This is a genomic window from Klebsiella sp. JB_Kp031 (genome assembly GCF_040064295.1).
GTDB lineage: Bacteria > Pseudomonadota > Gammaproteobacteria > Enterobacterales > Enterobacteriaceae > Klebsiella > Klebsiella quasipneumoniae.
Genome location: NZ_JBEAJW010000029.1, coordinates 22992 through 37922 on the forward strand (window position 1 = coordinate 22992; position 14931 = coordinate 37922).

General features: G+C 47.1%; 13 protein-coding genes, 1 other RNA gene and 2 pseudogenes. 8 read left to right on the forward strand and 8 right to left on the reverse strand.

Features of this window, described 5'->3' with window-relative positions:
* Positions 1-39: 39 nt before the first annotated feature.
* Positions 40-1701, forward strand: coding sequence for a DNA repair protein RecN (gene recN, locus ABLV64_RS13375; protein WP_004206849.1), 1662 nt, complete (start codon positions 40-42; stop codon positions 1699-1701).
* Positions 1702-1847: 146 nt separating this feature from the next.
* Positions 1848-2189 carry an outer membrane protein assembly factor BamE gene (gene bamE / locus ABLV64_RS13380; protein WP_002914160.1) on the forward strand — a complete coding sequence of 114 codons (342 nt, stop codon included), beginning with the start codon at positions 1848-1850 and terminating at the stop codon, positions 2187-2189.
* Between the two features lie 66 nt (positions 2190-2255).
* Here bamE and ABLV64_RS13385 read toward each other — a convergent pair whose 3' ends face one another.
* Both ABLV64_RS13385 and ABLV64_RS13390 read right to left on the reverse strand, forming a co-directional pair.
* Positions 2256-2546 (reverse strand): RnfH family protein, encoded by a 291-nt coding sequence (locus ABLV64_RS13385; protein WP_004145682.1) that lies wholly within the window; start codon positions 2544-2546, stop codon positions 2256-2258.
* Positions 2536-2973: a type II toxin-antitoxin system RatA family toxin gene (locus tag ABLV64_RS13390; RefSeq protein WP_004145683.1), complete on the reverse strand. Its 438-nt coding sequence runs from the start codon at positions 2971-2973 to the stop codon at positions 2536-2538. The genes ABLV64_RS13385 and ABLV64_RS13390 overlap by 11 nt, the downstream gene beginning before the upstream one ends.
* A gap of 149 nt (positions 2974-3122) precedes the next feature.
* On the opposite strand from ABLV64_RS13390, the gene smpB reads away from it, so the two are divergent.
* The 3 genes and pseudogenes from smpB to ABLV64_RS13405 form a co-directional block, all read left to right on the forward strand.
* Positions 3123-3605, forward strand: a complete 483-nt coding sequence (smpB, locus tag ABLV64_RS13395; RefSeq protein ID WP_002914164.1) for an SsrA-binding protein SmpB — start codon at positions 3123-3125, stop codon at positions 3603-3605.
* A gap of 142 nt (positions 3606-3747) precedes the next feature.
* Positions 3748-4110, forward strand: a transfer-messenger RNA (tmRNA) gene (gene ssrA / locus ABLV64_RS13400).
* A gap of 203 nt (positions 4111-4313) precedes the next feature.
* Positions 4314-4505 (forward strand): annotated as a pseudogene (locus ABLV64_RS13405) (integrase arm-type DNA-binding domain-containing protein); the annotation flags it as partial.
* A gap of 122 nt (positions 4506-4627) precedes the next feature.
* Here the strand turns inward: ABLV64_RS13405 and ABLV64_RS13410 are convergent.
* From ABLV64_RS13410 to ABLV64_RS13435, 6 genes and pseudogenes are all read right to left on the reverse strand, one after another.
* Positions 4628-4840: pseudogene (locus tag ABLV64_RS13410) on the reverse strand (transposase); the annotation flags it as partial.
* A 72-nt stretch (positions 4841-4912) separates the two neighbouring features.
* Entirely contained in the window at positions 4913-5608 is a 696-nt protein-coding gene (locus ABLV64_RS13415; protein ID WP_049003964.1) for an alpha/beta hydrolase, read from the reverse strand.
* 43 nt (positions 5609-5651) lie between these two features.
* On the reverse strand, positions 5652-7031 hold the full coding sequence (locus ABLV64_RS13420) for an MFS transporter (RefSeq protein WP_217324738.1): 1380 nt from the start codon (positions 7029-7031) through the stop codon (positions 5652-5654).
* A 1-nt stretch (position 7032) separates the two neighbouring features.
* Complete coding sequence (locus ABLV64_RS13425; RefSeq protein ID WP_004205782.1) at positions 7033-7890, reverse strand: phytanoyl-CoA dioxygenase family protein; 858 nt, start codon at positions 7888-7890, stop codon at positions 7033-7035.
* 596 nt (positions 7891-8486) lie between these two features.
* Positions 8487-9551, reverse strand: a complete 1065-nt coding sequence (locus ABLV64_RS13430) for an iron-containing redox enzyme family protein (RefSeq protein ID WP_004205781.1) — start codon at positions 9549-9551, stop codon at positions 8487-8489.
* 181 nt (positions 9552-9732) lie between these two features.
* Positions 9733-10308: a TetR/AcrR family transcriptional regulator gene (locus tag ABLV64_RS13435; RefSeq protein WP_004205780.1), complete on the reverse strand. Its 576-nt coding sequence runs from the start codon at positions 10306-10308 to the stop codon at positions 9733-9735.
* 720 nt (positions 10309-11028) lie between these two features.
* Between ABLV64_RS13435 and aroA the strand changes: the two genes are divergently transcribed.
* Genes aroA through ABLV64_RS13450 form a run of 3 tightly spaced genes read left to right on the forward strand, consistent with a single transcriptional unit; the run spans position 11029 to position 14931 of the window.
* Positions 11029-12378 carry a 3-phosphoshikimate 1-carboxyvinyltransferase gene (gene aroA / locus ABLV64_RS13440; protein WP_032426136.1) on the forward strand — a complete coding sequence of 450 codons (1350 nt, stop codon included), beginning with the start codon at positions 11029-11031 and terminating at the stop codon, positions 12376-12378.
* A gap of 39 nt (positions 12379-12417) precedes the next feature.
* Positions 12418-13197, forward strand: a complete 780-nt coding sequence (locus ABLV64_RS13445) for a phytanoyl-CoA dioxygenase family protein (RefSeq protein WP_101839409.1) — start codon at positions 12418-12420, stop codon at positions 13195-13197.
* A 3-nt stretch (positions 13198-13200) separates the two neighbouring features.
* The gene (locus ABLV64_RS13450) at positions 13201-14931 is read left to right on the forward strand and encodes a thiamine pyrophosphate-binding protein (RefSeq protein WP_032426134.1); all 1731 of its coding nucleotides are present in this window, start codon (positions 13201-13203) and stop codon (positions 14929-14931) included.

Consider the following 14931-nt stretch of genomic DNA (forward strand, 5'->3'; position numbering starts at 1 on the left):
CGAAAACACAGTATTGGTTTTTCATACAGGAAGGCAGCTATGTTGGCGCAACTCACCATCAGTAATTTTGCTATCGTTCGTGAACTGGAAATTGATTTCCACAGCGGTATGACCGCCATCACCGGGGAAACCGGCGCCGGGAAATCCATTGCCATCGACGCGCTGGGGCTGTGCCTCGGCGGCAGAGCGGAAGCCGACATGGTGCGTCGCGGCGCTACCCGTGCCGACCTGTGCGCGCGCTTCGCGCTGAAAGATACCCCGGCCGCCCAGCGCTGGCTGGAAGAGAACCAGCTGGAGAGCGGGCGTGAGTGTTTACTTCGCCGGGTGATCAGCGCCGACGGCCGCTCGCGCGGCTTCATCAACGGCACCGCCGTCCCGCTCTCGCAGCTGCGCGAGCTGGGCCAGCTGCTGATCCAGATCCATGGCCAGCATGCGCACCAGCTGTTGACCAAACCCGAACACCAGAAAACGCTGCTCGACGGCTATACCGGTGAGTATGCGCTCACTCAGCGTATGGCCGAGCACTATCGCCAGTGGCACCAGAGCTGCCGCGAGCTGGCCCAGCATCAGCAGCAGAGCCAGGAGCGCGCCGCCCGCGCCGATCTGCTGCAGTACCAGCTTAAAGAGCTGAACGAATTTAACCCGCTGGCGGGAGAATTCGAGCAGATTGACGAAGAGTACAAGCGCCTGGCCAATAGCGGTCAGCTGCTCAGCACCTGCCAGCATGCCCTGACGGTACTGGCGGACGGCGAAGAAGCCAATCTGCAGAGCCAGCTTTATACCGCGAAGCAGCTGGTCAGCGAGCTGGTGGGTATGGACAGCAAGCTTTCCGGCGTGCTGGATATGCTGGAAGAGGCGGCCATTCAGCTCAGCGAGGCCAGCGACGAGCTGCGCCACTATCACGACCGTCTGGACCTCGATCCTAACCGTCTGTTCGAACTTGAGCAGCGGATTTCCCGGCAAATCGCGCTGGCGCGTAAACACCAGGTGATGCCGGAAGAGCTGCCGGCGGTTTATCAGGCGATGCTCGAAGAGCAGCGCCTGCTGGACGACAGCGCCGGCTCTCTGGAATCCCTCAGCCAGCAGGTAGTCGAACATCATCAGCTGGCGCTGGAGACCGCGCGCCAGCTGCACGCCCTGCGCCAGGCCAGCGCCGACGAGCTAACCCAGCTTATCACCGAGAGTATGCACTCACTTTCGATGCCGCACGGAGTCTTCGCGATTGAGGTCGCTTTTGATGAACGCCATCTCACCGCCGACGGCGCCGATCATATTGAGTTCCGCGTCACCACTAACCCGGGTCAGCCGCTGCAGCCGATCGCGAAAGTGGCCTCTGGCGGCGAGTTGTCGCGTATTGCGCTGGCGATTCAGGTGATCACCGCGCGTAAAATGGAAACCCCGGCGCTGATCTTCGACGAAGTGGACGTCGGCATCAGCGGCCCGACCGCTGCCGTGGTCGGCAAGCTGCTGCGCCAACTGGGCGAGTCCACGCAGGTGATGTGCGTGACCCACCTGCCGCAGGTCGCAGGCTGCGGCCACCATCATTTCTTTGTCTGCAAAGAGACCGATGGCGAGATGACCGAAACCCATATGCAGCCGCTGGATAAGCGTGCTCGTCTGCAGGAGCTGGCTCGCCTGCTGGGCGGCAGCGAGGTCACGCGCAACACCCTGGCAAACGCGAAAGAGTTGCTTGCGGCGTAAACTTTTTGATTTTCACAGGGTCATAGTGAACAGCAAATTGCCTGCTGACCGCAGCCGGAGGTTTCCATCGGCGCTAAGGTCTATTATTATCGGCATATTACAGATGAGCCACGTACTGCTCGGGCCCAAAAAGGAATCAAATCACTATGCGCTGTAAAACGCTGACTGCTGCCGCAGCGGTTCTTCTTATGTTGACCGCAGGCTGTTCCACTCTGGAACGAGTGGTTTACCGTCCTGACATCAACCAGGGTAACTATCTGGCACCAAACGATGTAGCAAAAATTCGTGTCGGTATGACGCAACAGCAGGTAGCTTATGCTCTGGGGACGCCAATGATGACGGATCCGTTCGGCACCAATACCTGGTTCTATGTCTTCCGTCAGGAGCCGGGCCACCAGAAAGTGACTCAGCAGACCCTGACCCTGACCTTCAACAGCGGCGGTGTGTTGACTAACATTGATAACAAGCCCGCGCTGACCAGTCAGTAAGGCCCGGAAAAGCAAAAAGCGCTCGGTGAGCGCTTTTTTTATGGCTGATAGCCGGTCTGCTGCAGGTTACTTTGCGGCGCTTTTCTCTGCCCGCTGGCGACGCAGCTCTTTCGGGTCTGCGATCAGCGGTCGATAGATTTCGACCCGGTCGCCGTCGTGAACTTCGTCATGCAGCTTTACCGGACGACTGTAGATACCCAGCTTGTTTTTCGCCAGATCAATGTCATCACGCAGCGCCAGCAGACCGCTGGCGATAATCGCCTGCTCGACCGTCGCCCCCTCGTCCAGGGTGACCCGCTGCAGATACTGCTTTTCAGGCAGCGCGTAGGCGACTTCAACACGAATATTAGCCGGCACTGTAAACCTCTTTGGCGCGCGAAGTGAACGCCTGCACCATGTTAGCGGCCAGCTCTTTGAAGATCCGGCCAAAAGCCATCTCAATCAGTTTATTGGTAAACTCGAAATCGAGATGGAATTCTATTTTGCAGGCCTCGGGGCTCAGCGGAATAAACTTCCAGCCGCCAATCAGCTTCTTGAACGGGCCATCCACCAGGCTCATCAAAATGCTCTGGTTGCTGGTCAGTGTATTGCGTGTGGTGAAGGTCTTACTGATGCCGGCTTTGGACACATCAACCGCCGCCGTCATTTGCGTCGGCCCGAATTCCAGCACGCGGCTACCGGTGCAGCCTGGCAGAAAATCAGGATAGGACTTCACATCGTTTACCAGTTGATACATCTGTTCCGCGCTGAAAGGCACCAGCGCAGTACGGCTAATCTGAGGCATAGCAGGTTCCACATTTAAACACAGTGCAAATAATATCATTTATCTGCTGCTAAAAAAAACGCTGTGCCGCAACTCGTGCTAAGATGCGCAGTACACCTCGCAGGATGCGATCGAGGTAACTGTGTATAAGACGATGACTTCAGGACATTATGACTAAGAAAAAAGCCCACAAACCTGGATCAGCCACCATTGCGCTGAATAAACGCGCCCGTCACGAATACTTTATCGAAGATGAATACGAGGCTGGTCTCGCCCTGCAGGGCTGGGAAGTCAAATCCCTGCGTGCAGGCAAAGCCAACATCGGCGATAGCTATGTCATCCTGAAGGATGGCGAAGCCTTCCTGTTCGGCGCCAACTTTACGCCCATGGCCGTGGCTTCCACCCACTATGTCTGCGACCCGACGCGCACCCGTAAGCTGCTGCTCAACCAGCGCGAACTCGACACGCTGTACGGCCGTATTAACCGCGAAGGTTATACCGTTGTCGCCCTGTCGCTGTACTGGAAGAACGCCTGGTGCAAAGTGAAAATCGGCGTCGCCAAAGGTAAGAAACAGCACGACAAGCGTACCGACCTGAAGGATCGTGAATGGGCGCTGGATAAGGCGCGTATTATGAAGCACGCCGGACGCTGATCCCTCCCCTGAGGGCCAGCTCTCGCTGGCCCTTACGCTATATCCTTGTTGATGCTGCTTTTTCGTCCACCCTGCTGAAATAATCCTGCGTGATGGGGCTGGTAACGACATTCACAAATCTGTTATACTTGACCTACACATTGGGGCTGATTCTGGATTCGACGGGATTTGCGAAACCCAAGGTGCATGCCGAGGGGCGGTTGGCCTCGTAAAAAGCCGCAAAAAATAGTCGCAAACGACGAAAACTACGCTTTAGCAGCTTAATAACCTGCTCTGAGCCCTCTCTCCCTAGCTTCCGCTCTTAAGACGGGGATCAAAGAGAGGTCAAACCCAAAAGAGATCGCGTGGATGCCCTGCCTGGGGTTGAAGCGTTAAATCTAATCAGGCTAGTTTGTTAGTGGCGTGTCTGTCCGCAGCTGGCAAGCGAATGTAAAGACTGACTAAGCATGTAGTGCCGAGGATGTAGGAATTTCGGACGCGGGTTCAACTCCCGCCAGCTCCACCAAAATTCTCCATCGGTGATTACCAGAGTCATCCGATGAAGTCCTAAGAGCCCGCACGGCGCAAGCCCTGCGGGCTTTTTTGTATCTGCAATTTGTCCCGCGAAGTCCGAAGAAAACTCATTAAATCCGAACCTTTTAGGCCCATTGATAGGCCCAACGAAAAGCTCTATTGTTTTCGTTGGGCCTAAACGCATGGAGACTCCCCATGGCAAGAAAAACCAAGCCGTTAACCGATACGGAAATCAAAGCCGCCAAACCTAAAGATGCCGATTACCAGCTGTATGATGATGCTGGGTTGACGTTGATTATCAAGTCCAGTGGAAGCAAACTCTGGCAGTTCCGTTATCATCGACATTTAACAAAGCAGAGAACTAAACAAAGTATCGCTGCTTACCCTTTTGACCTGCACTCCGTTGATTAATGCACATCGATATTAGTTATGTCTTCATATGAGCCTGACCCCGAATATGATCCAGTTGTAGTCAGGAATTACCGGCTTCATGTTGGCTGTATATTCTGCTAACCGGCAGTCTTCTCAGCGAATTCGGATGACGTCATCCAGCCCAGTGCAGAATGGGGACGCCTCTGGTTATAATAGTGTATGCGCCAGGCCTTTATTTTGCACCGTGCATCCTCCAGAGACATGAACCCGTTCTCGTTCAGACATTCCTGTCGCAGCCTGCCATTCAACGACTCCACTATGGCATTGTCCGTCAGTGATCCCGGCCGGGAAAGTCTATACGGCCCCCCGTACATATCCCCACTTGTCCAGCATTTTTCCTGCAAATCCAAAGCACGCCTCAGTTAGATTATCCCCGTATCGTGAAGCCACTCTTTTATTATCTGCATTAGTTTGTCAGGTTGTTCAAGAGGCAGCATATGGCCAGCATTCTCAATAACATGTAATACTGATGCAGGATAGTCAGAATGCAGCGCCTCAGCCTCAGAGAGTGTTCTGAGCTCGTCACTGGCAGAAGCCACTATCAATACGGGAAAATTAACAGTTCCTGTCAAACTGACTGGGCTGTTACGCTGTAACTGCAATTGTCGAACAAAAACATCCGGACCTAATCTCAGGCTCATCGAACGAATAAACTCAATTAGCGTCGTATTCTTTTTATTTGATTCATGCAGCGATGAGCGTATCGTCGCCGTACTCAGACCGCCAAAAGATACGGTATTGACCATTTTTGCTGTCAGGTGTTTCGCCGTCATGAGATTAACGTCATCGGGTTTATTTGAAGAGGCAATCAATATCATTGCATCAATCCTTTCCGGGACCAGCGATGCTATCCAGCGCGCAACATAGCCGCCTAAAGAAAATCCAACCAAAATAAACCGATCTGGTAATACAGAAATATTACTCAGCGCCATTTCTTGTAGGCTCTGTCCATAGGATAAATCACCATAGATAATTTCACCCAGGGAACGAATACTCTCTTCCATATCGCGCCATAAGGCCCGGTCAGTCATAAACCCTGGTATTAATACAAAATTCATGCCGCCCCCAAAAAATTCATGATGAGTATCAAAGTTGTTGGCTTTATTTTATCGCCTCATGATTTAGGCTAAGCACCCAGCGGAGAGTACAAATAATAAACCCACCCATTGCAACACCACCGCCTATCCAGAGTACAATTGTTATGTTTTTGCCTGGAAATATACTTAGGCACAGTGCGACAAGCCCAGCGCCAAACGTTTGACCAAGCAATCGGGATATAGCGACAATACCGCTTGCGCTTCCACTTCTGGCGGCTGGTACGGAGCCCATTATAGCCCGCAGGTTCGGTGACTGAAACAAGCCGAATCCAATGCCACAAATCGCCATTTTGACTCCTGTGCCAAACATAAAGGAGGAGTCTGATACCATTGCGAGAGAGACCATTCCTCCCATCAGAATAAGTAGACCGGCACCGCTGAGAATTTCACTTTTATAACGGTCAGAAAGTCGCCCTGCAATTGGTGCCATAACCGCGACCATCGCAGACCAGGGGGTGATAAGTAACCCTGTCTCAATTTGATTTTTATGTAATACCGTTAGAAACAGAAATGGCAATGAAACAAATGCTAACCCCTGTACGGTAAAAGCACATATTGAAGTAAGAGAAGAGAGTAGAAGGTTAGCAGACTGCAGCAGGTCGATAGCTAATATGGGTGAGGGATGCGTTGATTGTTTGTATGCCAGTAGGATGGAAAAAACAAGGGTGACTGACCACTCAAGTAATACCACCGGCCAATACCCTTGATGCGTTAGCTCTCCAAACCCCAGAATAAAGAATAAAAATAACAGAAAGCAAAGCATTGCTGCGAACCAATCAAATTTCGTTACTGGCAAATGGTCGTTGTGTTGCTCCTTAGGCAAATAAATAGCTGAGAGTATCAGAGCCATACAACCAACAGGAATATTAATAAAAAACAGCCATTCCCAGCGAGCAATGGATAAAATCGCAGCAGAAATCAATGGCGAGATAGTGAACGAAACAGCAACAATAAGTGCATTAAAACCTAACCCTTGACCCAGTTTATTTGGGGGGTAGATGAATTTAATAAGTGCGGTATTAACACTCATAATCGCTGCCGCGCCGAATCCTTGCAATGAACGTGACAGTATCAAAAAAAACAGACTATTTGACAGACCACACATTAATGATGAGACAAGAAAGACGCTAAGCCCAGTTATATATACTCTACGATATCCAATAACTTCGCCAAGCGAAGCTAAGGGCAGTAGCATAGATATCATAATCATTTGATATGCATTAATAATCCATACTGCGCTGGAAGGATTTGAACCTAGTTCCCGTGAAATAACAGGAAGCGCCGTATTGACTATAGCGGTATCTATTGTCGCCATACAGATAACAATAGAAATGGCGACTAATGACAATCGCCATTTATAAGTAACCTCAGCGTTTTTTTGCATGTTAGACAGCGTAACCTGATTTTTTCATTGCATCAACAGACTTACTTTCGTGAGATCCTTCTTGCACCTCATAAATAGAACCAAATTCGGATCTGGCAATAGGTAAGTAGTGAATGCCACTATCAACTCTAGCCTGTCTCGATACCTGTCCACGAAGTAGTTTTATCCCTGCCTCGTTATGTGCTGCGTGGGGGCCGAAATAGATTGGAAAAGCATCAGCACTACGATATGCAGGTAGAAAGGTACGCCGCGGAACAGGTGAGCTGTTCACCGCAGAGGCATGCATGCAGAGGCAGTGAAGAAATAGCACATCACCCGCTTCCGCCTCTATATAAACTGCATCATCTTCATCAATATCAGAGAGTTTCCCCCGAAAGAACCCGTCAATATCATGCGATAAAAGACCTTTTCTATGAGAGCCAGGAATAACCCGCAAGCAACCGTTCTCTTTATTTGCATCATCCAGAAAAATCAAGGCCGTTAATAAGTCAGTATTGGTGTGTGGGTAATATGAAAAATCCTGGTGCCATTCCACTATACTTCCAACCCGTGGGCCTTTCATATTCAGCTTGCTGTAATGAAATAAGATGTTTTCACCAATTAAACTCTGCACAACATCAAGTAACTGTTTATCCTCTGCCAATTCCACAAATGTTTCATGTTTTTGTGTCGGAGACCAGATACGTCTCACAACGGTGCTATCTTTTGGCTCTTTCTCAGAATTTTTATCGGCATCATTACGTAATAATATTTCATCAATTGCTATAAGTCCCTTCGTGATTTTATCTTGACCAAAAAGTTTTTTTACCAGCACATAACCATTGTCATGGTAAAATTTAATATCAGCAGCGTCTGTCATTCTACTCCCCCTTGCTAAAAGTTGTTTGTTTAAACCTTCATTGAACCAGGCTGATTGCAGATAAATTCTTTTGTAAACGCTCAACTTCTATTACTGAGCTTTTACTCTTCAGCCAACAATTGGAAAATACCAGTATATCCGACAGCTAAAAGTTACCAACTAGTAACAAAACCTACACCACCAAAAACAAATGGTCAACAATTTTTTAACCAAAAATACACATGAATATATCAAATAAAATCAATATGATAAACAAATACCCTTACGCAATATCGTTACTGCTGATAAAATTAATGCCAAATGAACTGCCAATCCACGCTATCACAAAGCATAAATCTTACCACTCAGTACAGTTTTCGGTTCTTTCAATTCCCCCGTTGGGCAGACGTTTCTGTGTACATGGCAAAGAGATCAGGGACTCACCAGTAACATGTATGACCGTCATCAGTATCAAATTGAGGAAATTGGATCTATGGAAACCCCTGGCAGCATCGACCTATTGCAGATCAACACATTACGCGACAGGCTAAAGGCGGAGGAGATCACGAGTATGAAAATTTAACTCCGGCATACTGCAGCTTGCCGGAGAGACGCACTTAAATTCTGCGCAACGTATCCAGCAAATTATCGTAGTAATCCTGGCACGTTTGCAGACGGAGCTGCGCGCCAAAGTAGATTTCTTCGAGCGACTCTGGGTTACGACGAGCGACAGGCTCGATGACCTTATTAAGCCAGCCATCTGCATGACCAATATCGACTCTAATATGTTCCGCGTAATAATAGACATCACGTTCAGAAAGTCCCAGGCGGTGACTTCCATTGACCAATTTTTTATATTGTGACGGGTCGAGAAGTTCTGTCATAGCCATCATACCAACCAATTTATAATAATGACGACGAGTGACGCCTCCCATCATAAAGAGGTTATGTCCGGCCAAACCTTGCCAGTCATAGAGATGGCTGAAGTGGTCTTCAGGTAAATCGATGTCCCGTCTTTTAAGGAGGTCTTTATATAGATTGACGTGCGTAAAGTCATTACTGCCCTGGCCAATTTCATCCCACAAATTTTGACTTATTTCACCACGCGTTTCGGGAACAGATCCAACCAGAGTCATCGCTACTAAATCAAAAAAAAGGAGATTTAATGCACTGTCACTTTTAAAAAAATAATACAACTGCTGATTATTCGCCTCACTTTCAAGAAAATCAAAAAGAGGATGTTCAGATACCTTGTGACAGCGCCATAATTTTTTTATTTCAGCGCCGATATTATCAGGCGTTAAAGTATTTAAACATGGAGGGCAGCGTTTTGTTTCTGAATCAAGCCAGCGTGATTCAAGTAAGTGACGTACATGCAGCAATACTGGATGGTATTGATTCAGGCTAAAATTAGAGAGGGGCTCGGCCAAATTTGCCCGATAAGAGTAAAAAAGTGTCTGATGAATTTGACGTAATGCCTCAGTAGACCGGAAGATAAACGCCTCATCGCACCGTTTTTTTGCTAAGGCAACTAACTGCTCAAATGGTCCTTCTTTGCCTGCTACATCCAGATGCAACGCTGTCGATTCAATCAGACTGAAGAAAAGCTCATCGAGGCAACCATTGTCCTCTCGTCCGGCATCTTTGCTGTTAATCGTCGGTAAATATTCATCCAGGCTCATCGTTTCAAAACCTTCGTTGTGATGGGATTTTCACTCTATCGCCATTACCTCCATCACGCAACACAAATGTTACGTGATAGTATCATTATTGTTAATTTTTGGATAATTTTACGCTACGGATCCTTGTGCCGTGCCCGTAAGTCATCGTTTAAGTATGCATACCACCTGGAGCATTTTGTTATTAATCCCCTTTTTCAGCAGCAATTATAGTTTTGGCTGCTGCCCATGCAGACATGGCCGGAGGGAACTCGCGAATCTCTTTATCCATTGTCTGACTAACGGATATCGCACCATCGATCAACATCAGAATGACAAAAGCGACTCTCTCAGATTTTATTGGGCTAAAATAATCCAGTAAAATCTCCTGTATTAGCCGATATAGACCGCTCTTAAAATCAAAGGTAATGCTCTTCAAGGCTGGCATTGTATTTCCGAGTTCAACAACTGCCCGAGTGAACATACAACCATGAAAACTTTCTCTGGCAAACCAATTTTGATAAAAATCAAATATTGTGAATAGCTTATCTTTGGCTGTTTCTTTTTCCGCAATTAAAGATTTCAGCTCCAGTATGAACGTATTATGTTTCTCTTCGAGAACAGCCTTAATCAGTGCTTCTTTATCTTCAAAATAACGATAAAAAGTCATTTTTGAGATGCCAGCCGCTTCTGCAATACGATCGATACTAGGATTAAGGAAACCTTCTCGATTAAAAAATTGAGACGATAAATTAATAATTTCATGATATTTTGGTTTCATTACTGCATATCCGTACGGTTACTGTGATTATTGCGATATTTTTAGTATATAGGAAAACAGGTTACCTGTGCCAATTTACAAGCAAAACAAGGGCCAGGCCCGCACAGTGATGCCACTCTTCAAACTGGACTGACACTTTTCCTCCTGTTTTCAACGTCATCATTTCAATAGTAAACATATGTTCAGGTACAGCTGACATTTTCACGGGGAGGACACATATATAGCACAACGCCTACCCCGCCTGCAGGGTGCAAACAGAATAAGAATGGCGATGACTCCCCCGTCTCGGCTCCTTCTGCAGCCATGAAATCATACTCAATGAACTGATCATTCATACATTTACTCTATAGTATACTTTTTATCGCCGTTAACATTTTAATTACAATTTACACAAAATTACACATATTATTTATCCATTTAAATCAATAAGTTAATTACCACATTGCTAAATAAATGTAAATTTACATAGATATACCAAACAGTAAATAAAAAGTGATGTTATGTTTTCTTACCAGTATCAATGGCAGGTAAAAACATGCATTGGGGCAGGCTTACAGCCGAATCTCTGGTTAAACAACAAGCCTGCATGCTATAGACATTGAAAAAGGAGAGAGGTGTAAGAAAACAGCCCTATTCACTATCGACGCAGTCCTTATCTTAATCTTACAAAATCTGGCGAGCATTTTGCTTGTCAGCAATATTATTATGCAAGGAGATATCATGTCGTCAGTTAACTATCTGGTGGTGGAACCGACAAACCATATTCTGCATTCAGCCTGGATACCATCGTCAAAACCTGAGACTCAGAGAGCAATACTTGCTGCAACATTGGCTAATGGTAAGTCTGTTATCTACAACGATCTTCGTTGTCTGGAGACCAGTACCATGAAAGATGCATGCCGAAGCATTGGTGCAAAAATTATCGAAGAGCCTGGTCGTCTTATTATTTATGGAACCGGTGGTAAAATATCTCCGGAAGAAAAAGTCATTGATGCACTGGGCTCAGGTTTGGTATTCCGCGTGTTGACTGCTCTGACATGCTTTAGCAATAAACCGGCTGTTATTACCGGTGACACCATTCTTAGAACGCGTGTGATGGAACCATTGCTGGATGCCATTAACATACTGGGAGGAAATGTTTCCAGTATCAATATGAATGGTAAAGCCCCCTTTGTTAATTGGGGAGGTTATGCAGGAGGTGAATGTGAAATCGCGGGCAATATCAGCTCACAATTTATCACTGCAATCCTGTTCGCCGCTCCGCTGGCTCAACACAGTACCACGCTACGTATCACAGGCGAGATTCTTTCTCTGTCTTATATCCGTCAGACACTCGCAACGCTAAAAGCTGCTGGAATTCATTTCTCACATAATGCGGACCTTTCCGAGATCACAGTTTTCCCCGGTGAATATCGTCCTGCTGAATATACGATCACCGGGGACTATACCTCTTGTTCCTATTTAGTGGCTGCTTCAACCTTGTTCCCGTGTGACCTAACACTTAAAAATATCAACAGTCACAGCTTACAAGGTGAGCAGGCAATCCTTAATTTTGTCGAAAAAATGGGGCTGCAAGTTATCCGAAATGATGAACAAAACGAATTACGTCTTATTAATAAGACAGGTCGTTTACGCGGTAACTTCGCGTTCGATGTGAGTGACTGCCCAAATATTGTACCGACGTTGGCTGCACTCGGGAGTTTTGTCGATGGGAATTTCCGCATTACAGGTGGTTCAATTACTCGCCTGCATAAGTCTCCACGTATTAAGGCGATGGTGAGTGAATTAAGTAAGCTGGGAGTAAATATCACTCCTCTGTATAAAAATGACATTTATGATGGGTTTGATATTCAGGGTGCAGCCAACTATAACGGTGATTGCTCACTCTCCAGCTGGGGAGATCATCGCATATTCATGTCACTGTTTGTCGCCTCATTGCGTTGTAAGCAGGCTAATCGCCTGGACGGGTATGAAGACGTTCATTGCTCCTTCCCTGACTTCTTTAAAGAATTCCAGCAATTGGGCGTCAGATTTGAAGAAAAAATCCCGCAAAAAGAAGAAGCCATTTAATTTAGTTCGGGGAGGGACCCCCTTAGTCGAGAGGAAAATATGAATATGATTGCGCAGATGCATCAGCACGGCTATGTTGTCATTCCGCAGGCAATTGGAAGCGATGAAATCCAAACAATTCGTGACTGTTATAAACATCTCTCCGAAAGCTCAGGGTTATCGACGTTGTTGCCTACGGACATTTTAAATCAACCTGCTATTTTCAATGTGTTATTGAAAGAAAACATAACTTCAGCAATTCGCGAACTCTTTGGGCGTAACTTCTCGCTTTTCCCAAATTTTACTATTCGCGAGAGCGTGTATATTCCCTGGCATAATGACGCCTACTTTCTTCCTCAGGAAGTGATTAACGCAGAATCTCCCTTACAATTCATGCAATGTGCCATTTACTTACAAGATAATGATCCTGAACTGGGAGGTGGCATAACGTTAATACCCTCCAGCCATCGACTTGATAAAGATGTCATTGAAAATATGCTGAAAGATTCGCAGGAATACGAAAAAATTGTTATGAGCAAAGCCGGAGACTTAGTGCTTTGGGATAATCGTATTACCCATAGAAGCACCTATCCGGATAAGGCACCGGACAGCACTAAACTCGCTTTACAATGGACTGTCAGCGCTTCTCAAGATCATAACGGCCCTTATCTTGAATACCTTCGAGCGCGTGCAGAACGAAGTATGCATGTTTCCGATTACCTTCCAAAAAGCCCTAAACCCTATTTTGCGGATATGCCCAACGTGGTATTCCCTACCTCATTTCATCAGGATTCTCTGTCTCGCATGACGCGGCAAAACATTCACTTTATAGGTTTATAACGTATGGCAAATCATATTTCTAAAAGGAACGAAACAGGAGCGGCATGGATTTTACGTCAATTGAAACAACTCGATGCCTCACACCTTTTTATGGTGCCGGGTAAATTGATCAACGCCTTTATGCGGTGTTACCCACGGGATGTCCAGGCCGGATCTGACGAATTCCCTGTCCCTATCGTGACAGCATGTGAAACAGGAGCCGCATATATGGCTGAAGGCTATGCTCGCGTCTCCAGTGCTTTTGGAGTTTGTCTGGTCATCGGTGGCCCCGGGGTCACGAATACCCTCACCGGTATCGCTTCAGCTTATACGGATAATTTTCCAGTTTTACTGCTAGCCGGGCAAATTGCCTCCGGGATGGAAATGCGTAACGTTCTTCAGGACAGTACACAATCCGGTATTAATCAACGTGATATTTTTGCGCCAGTCACCCGGGCTGCTTACGAAGTTAAAGAAGGGCAACCGCTGAGTCTCTTTCTTCGGGAGTCGTTACGGGCGTTGAAAGGTGCGGAACGTGGCCCTGTCTATCTTGGAGTCAGTAAAGAAGTCCTCACCAGCGTTGACGCCTACCGTGGCGAGATTACCGATAGCGTCAGTGATAGCTGGCAAAGAAAGCCAGTGGATCTGATTAAAATGCGCAGTTCGGCATTTGAAACTTTTCTCGCCAATAATCAACGCTGCATCATTCTCGCGGGCCTGAGAGGCAAGACACCTGAAACCAGCAGAGCGCTGATAGATTTTGCCGAAGCTTACGGTTTTCCCGTCGCGACTACGCTGAGCGCAAAAGGGCTTTTTCCTGAAGATCATCCGCTTGCACTGGGGGTATATGGTTATTCGGGGCATCCTCGCGCCATTGAAGCCTTAAAAGATGGTGAACTCGATGGCGTTATTTTACTCGGTATGGATATGACACAGTGGAGCACGATGATCTGGTCACCCGACCTCCAGCCCCCAGGGGGAGTGATTCAAGTTGATATCAACGCAGACTACCTTGGCAAATTCATGGATGTGACTTGCGGCGTTGTCGCTGACAGTAGCGCATTTCTTGATGCGCTGAGCGAATATTACCATCCTATTTTGGCAGAGGGTCGCAACGTCCGTGAACCTTGGGTGCAACGGCTTATGACGACCTCACGCTGCATGCCGATCGGTGACGAAAGCCGCCACCCAGCTTCTTATGTTGGCCTTCTGCAGACTCATTTTCCTGACAATGGCATCGTCAGCGTTGACTCTGGCGCACATCGTTCTTTTTTTGGACATTACTGGGTTTCTCGTACTCCTGATGCTTACCTTTCTGCCACAACGCTGGGACCAATGGGATGGAGTATTCCAGCAGGCATCGGGGCCAGTTTTGCCGCTCCCGACCGAAAATGCATGGTTATTACCGGGGACGGGTGCATGTTAATGCAAGGAATGGAGCTAGCGACGGCCGCGAAGTATCAGCGAAATGTACTTTTTGTCGTCTTCAATAACGCCTCCTATGCCGCCAGTTATTTTAATAACAAAGAAAACCAGGCAGATCTTACCGATATTCCTGATTATGATTGGTGTCTTTTAGCCAAAAGTTTTGGTATCGAGGCAATTTCTGTTCAATCTCCAGAAGAGTTAGAAGGAATGATTGCGGACATTATGCGCAAGCAGACCCCTTTTTTGATTGAAGTAAAATGCGATAATTATCATGCAACACCTAATACTGAATATAACCGTCGTGTTAAAGCGCATCCACTTATTTAG

What these genes read in the sequence shown, in the direction of transcription:
- ABLV64_RS13435 (WP_004205780.1), bottom strand. Translation starts at nt 10,308, where the DNA reads ATGAAACCAAAATATCATGAAATTATTAATTTATCGTCTCAATTTTTT.
- ABLV64_RS13430 (WP_004205781.1), bottom strand. Translation starts at nt 9,551, where the DNA reads ATGAGCCTGGATGAATATTTACCGACGATTAACAGCAAAGATGCCGGA.
- ABLV64_RS13420 (WP_217324738.1), bottom strand. Translation starts at nt 7,031, where the DNA reads ATGCAAAAAAACGCTGAGGTTACTTATAAATGGCGATTGTCATTAGTC.
- recN (WP_004206849.1), top strand. Translation starts at nt 40, where the DNA reads ATGTTGGCGCAACTCACCATCAGTAATTTTGCTATCGTTCGTGAACTG.
- ABLV64_RS13445 (WP_101839409.1), top strand. Translation starts at nt 12,418, where the DNA reads ATGAATATGATTGCGCAGATGCATCAGCACGGCTATGTTGTCATTCCG.
- ABLV64_RS13390 (WP_004145683.1), bottom strand. Translation starts at nt 2,973, where the DNA reads ATGCCTCAGATTAGCCGTACTGCGCTGGTGCCTTTCAGCGCGGAACAG.
- ABLV64_RS13425 (WP_004205782.1), bottom strand. Translation starts at nt 7,890, where the DNA reads ATGACAGACGCTGCTGATATTAAATTTTACCATGACAATGGTTATGTG.
- smpB (WP_002914164.1), top strand. Translation starts at nt 3,123, where the DNA reads ATGACTAAGAAAAAAGCCCACAAACCTGGATCAGCCACCATTGCGCTG.
- bamE (WP_002914160.1), top strand. Translation starts at nt 1,848, where the DNA reads ATGCGCTGTAAAACGCTGACTGCTGCCGCAGCGGTTCTTCTTATGTTG.
- ABLV64_RS13450 (WP_032426134.1), top strand. Translation starts at nt 13,201, where the DNA reads ATGGCAAATCATATTTCTAAAAGGAACGAAACAGGAGCGGCATGGATT.
- ABLV64_RS13415 (WP_049003964.1), bottom strand. Translation starts at nt 5,608, where the DNA reads ATGAATTTTGTATTAATACCAGGGTTTATGACTGACCGGGCCTTATGG.
- aroA (WP_032426136.1), top strand. Translation starts at nt 11,029, where the DNA reads ATGTCGTCAGTTAACTATCTGGTGGTGGAACCGACAAACCATATTCTG.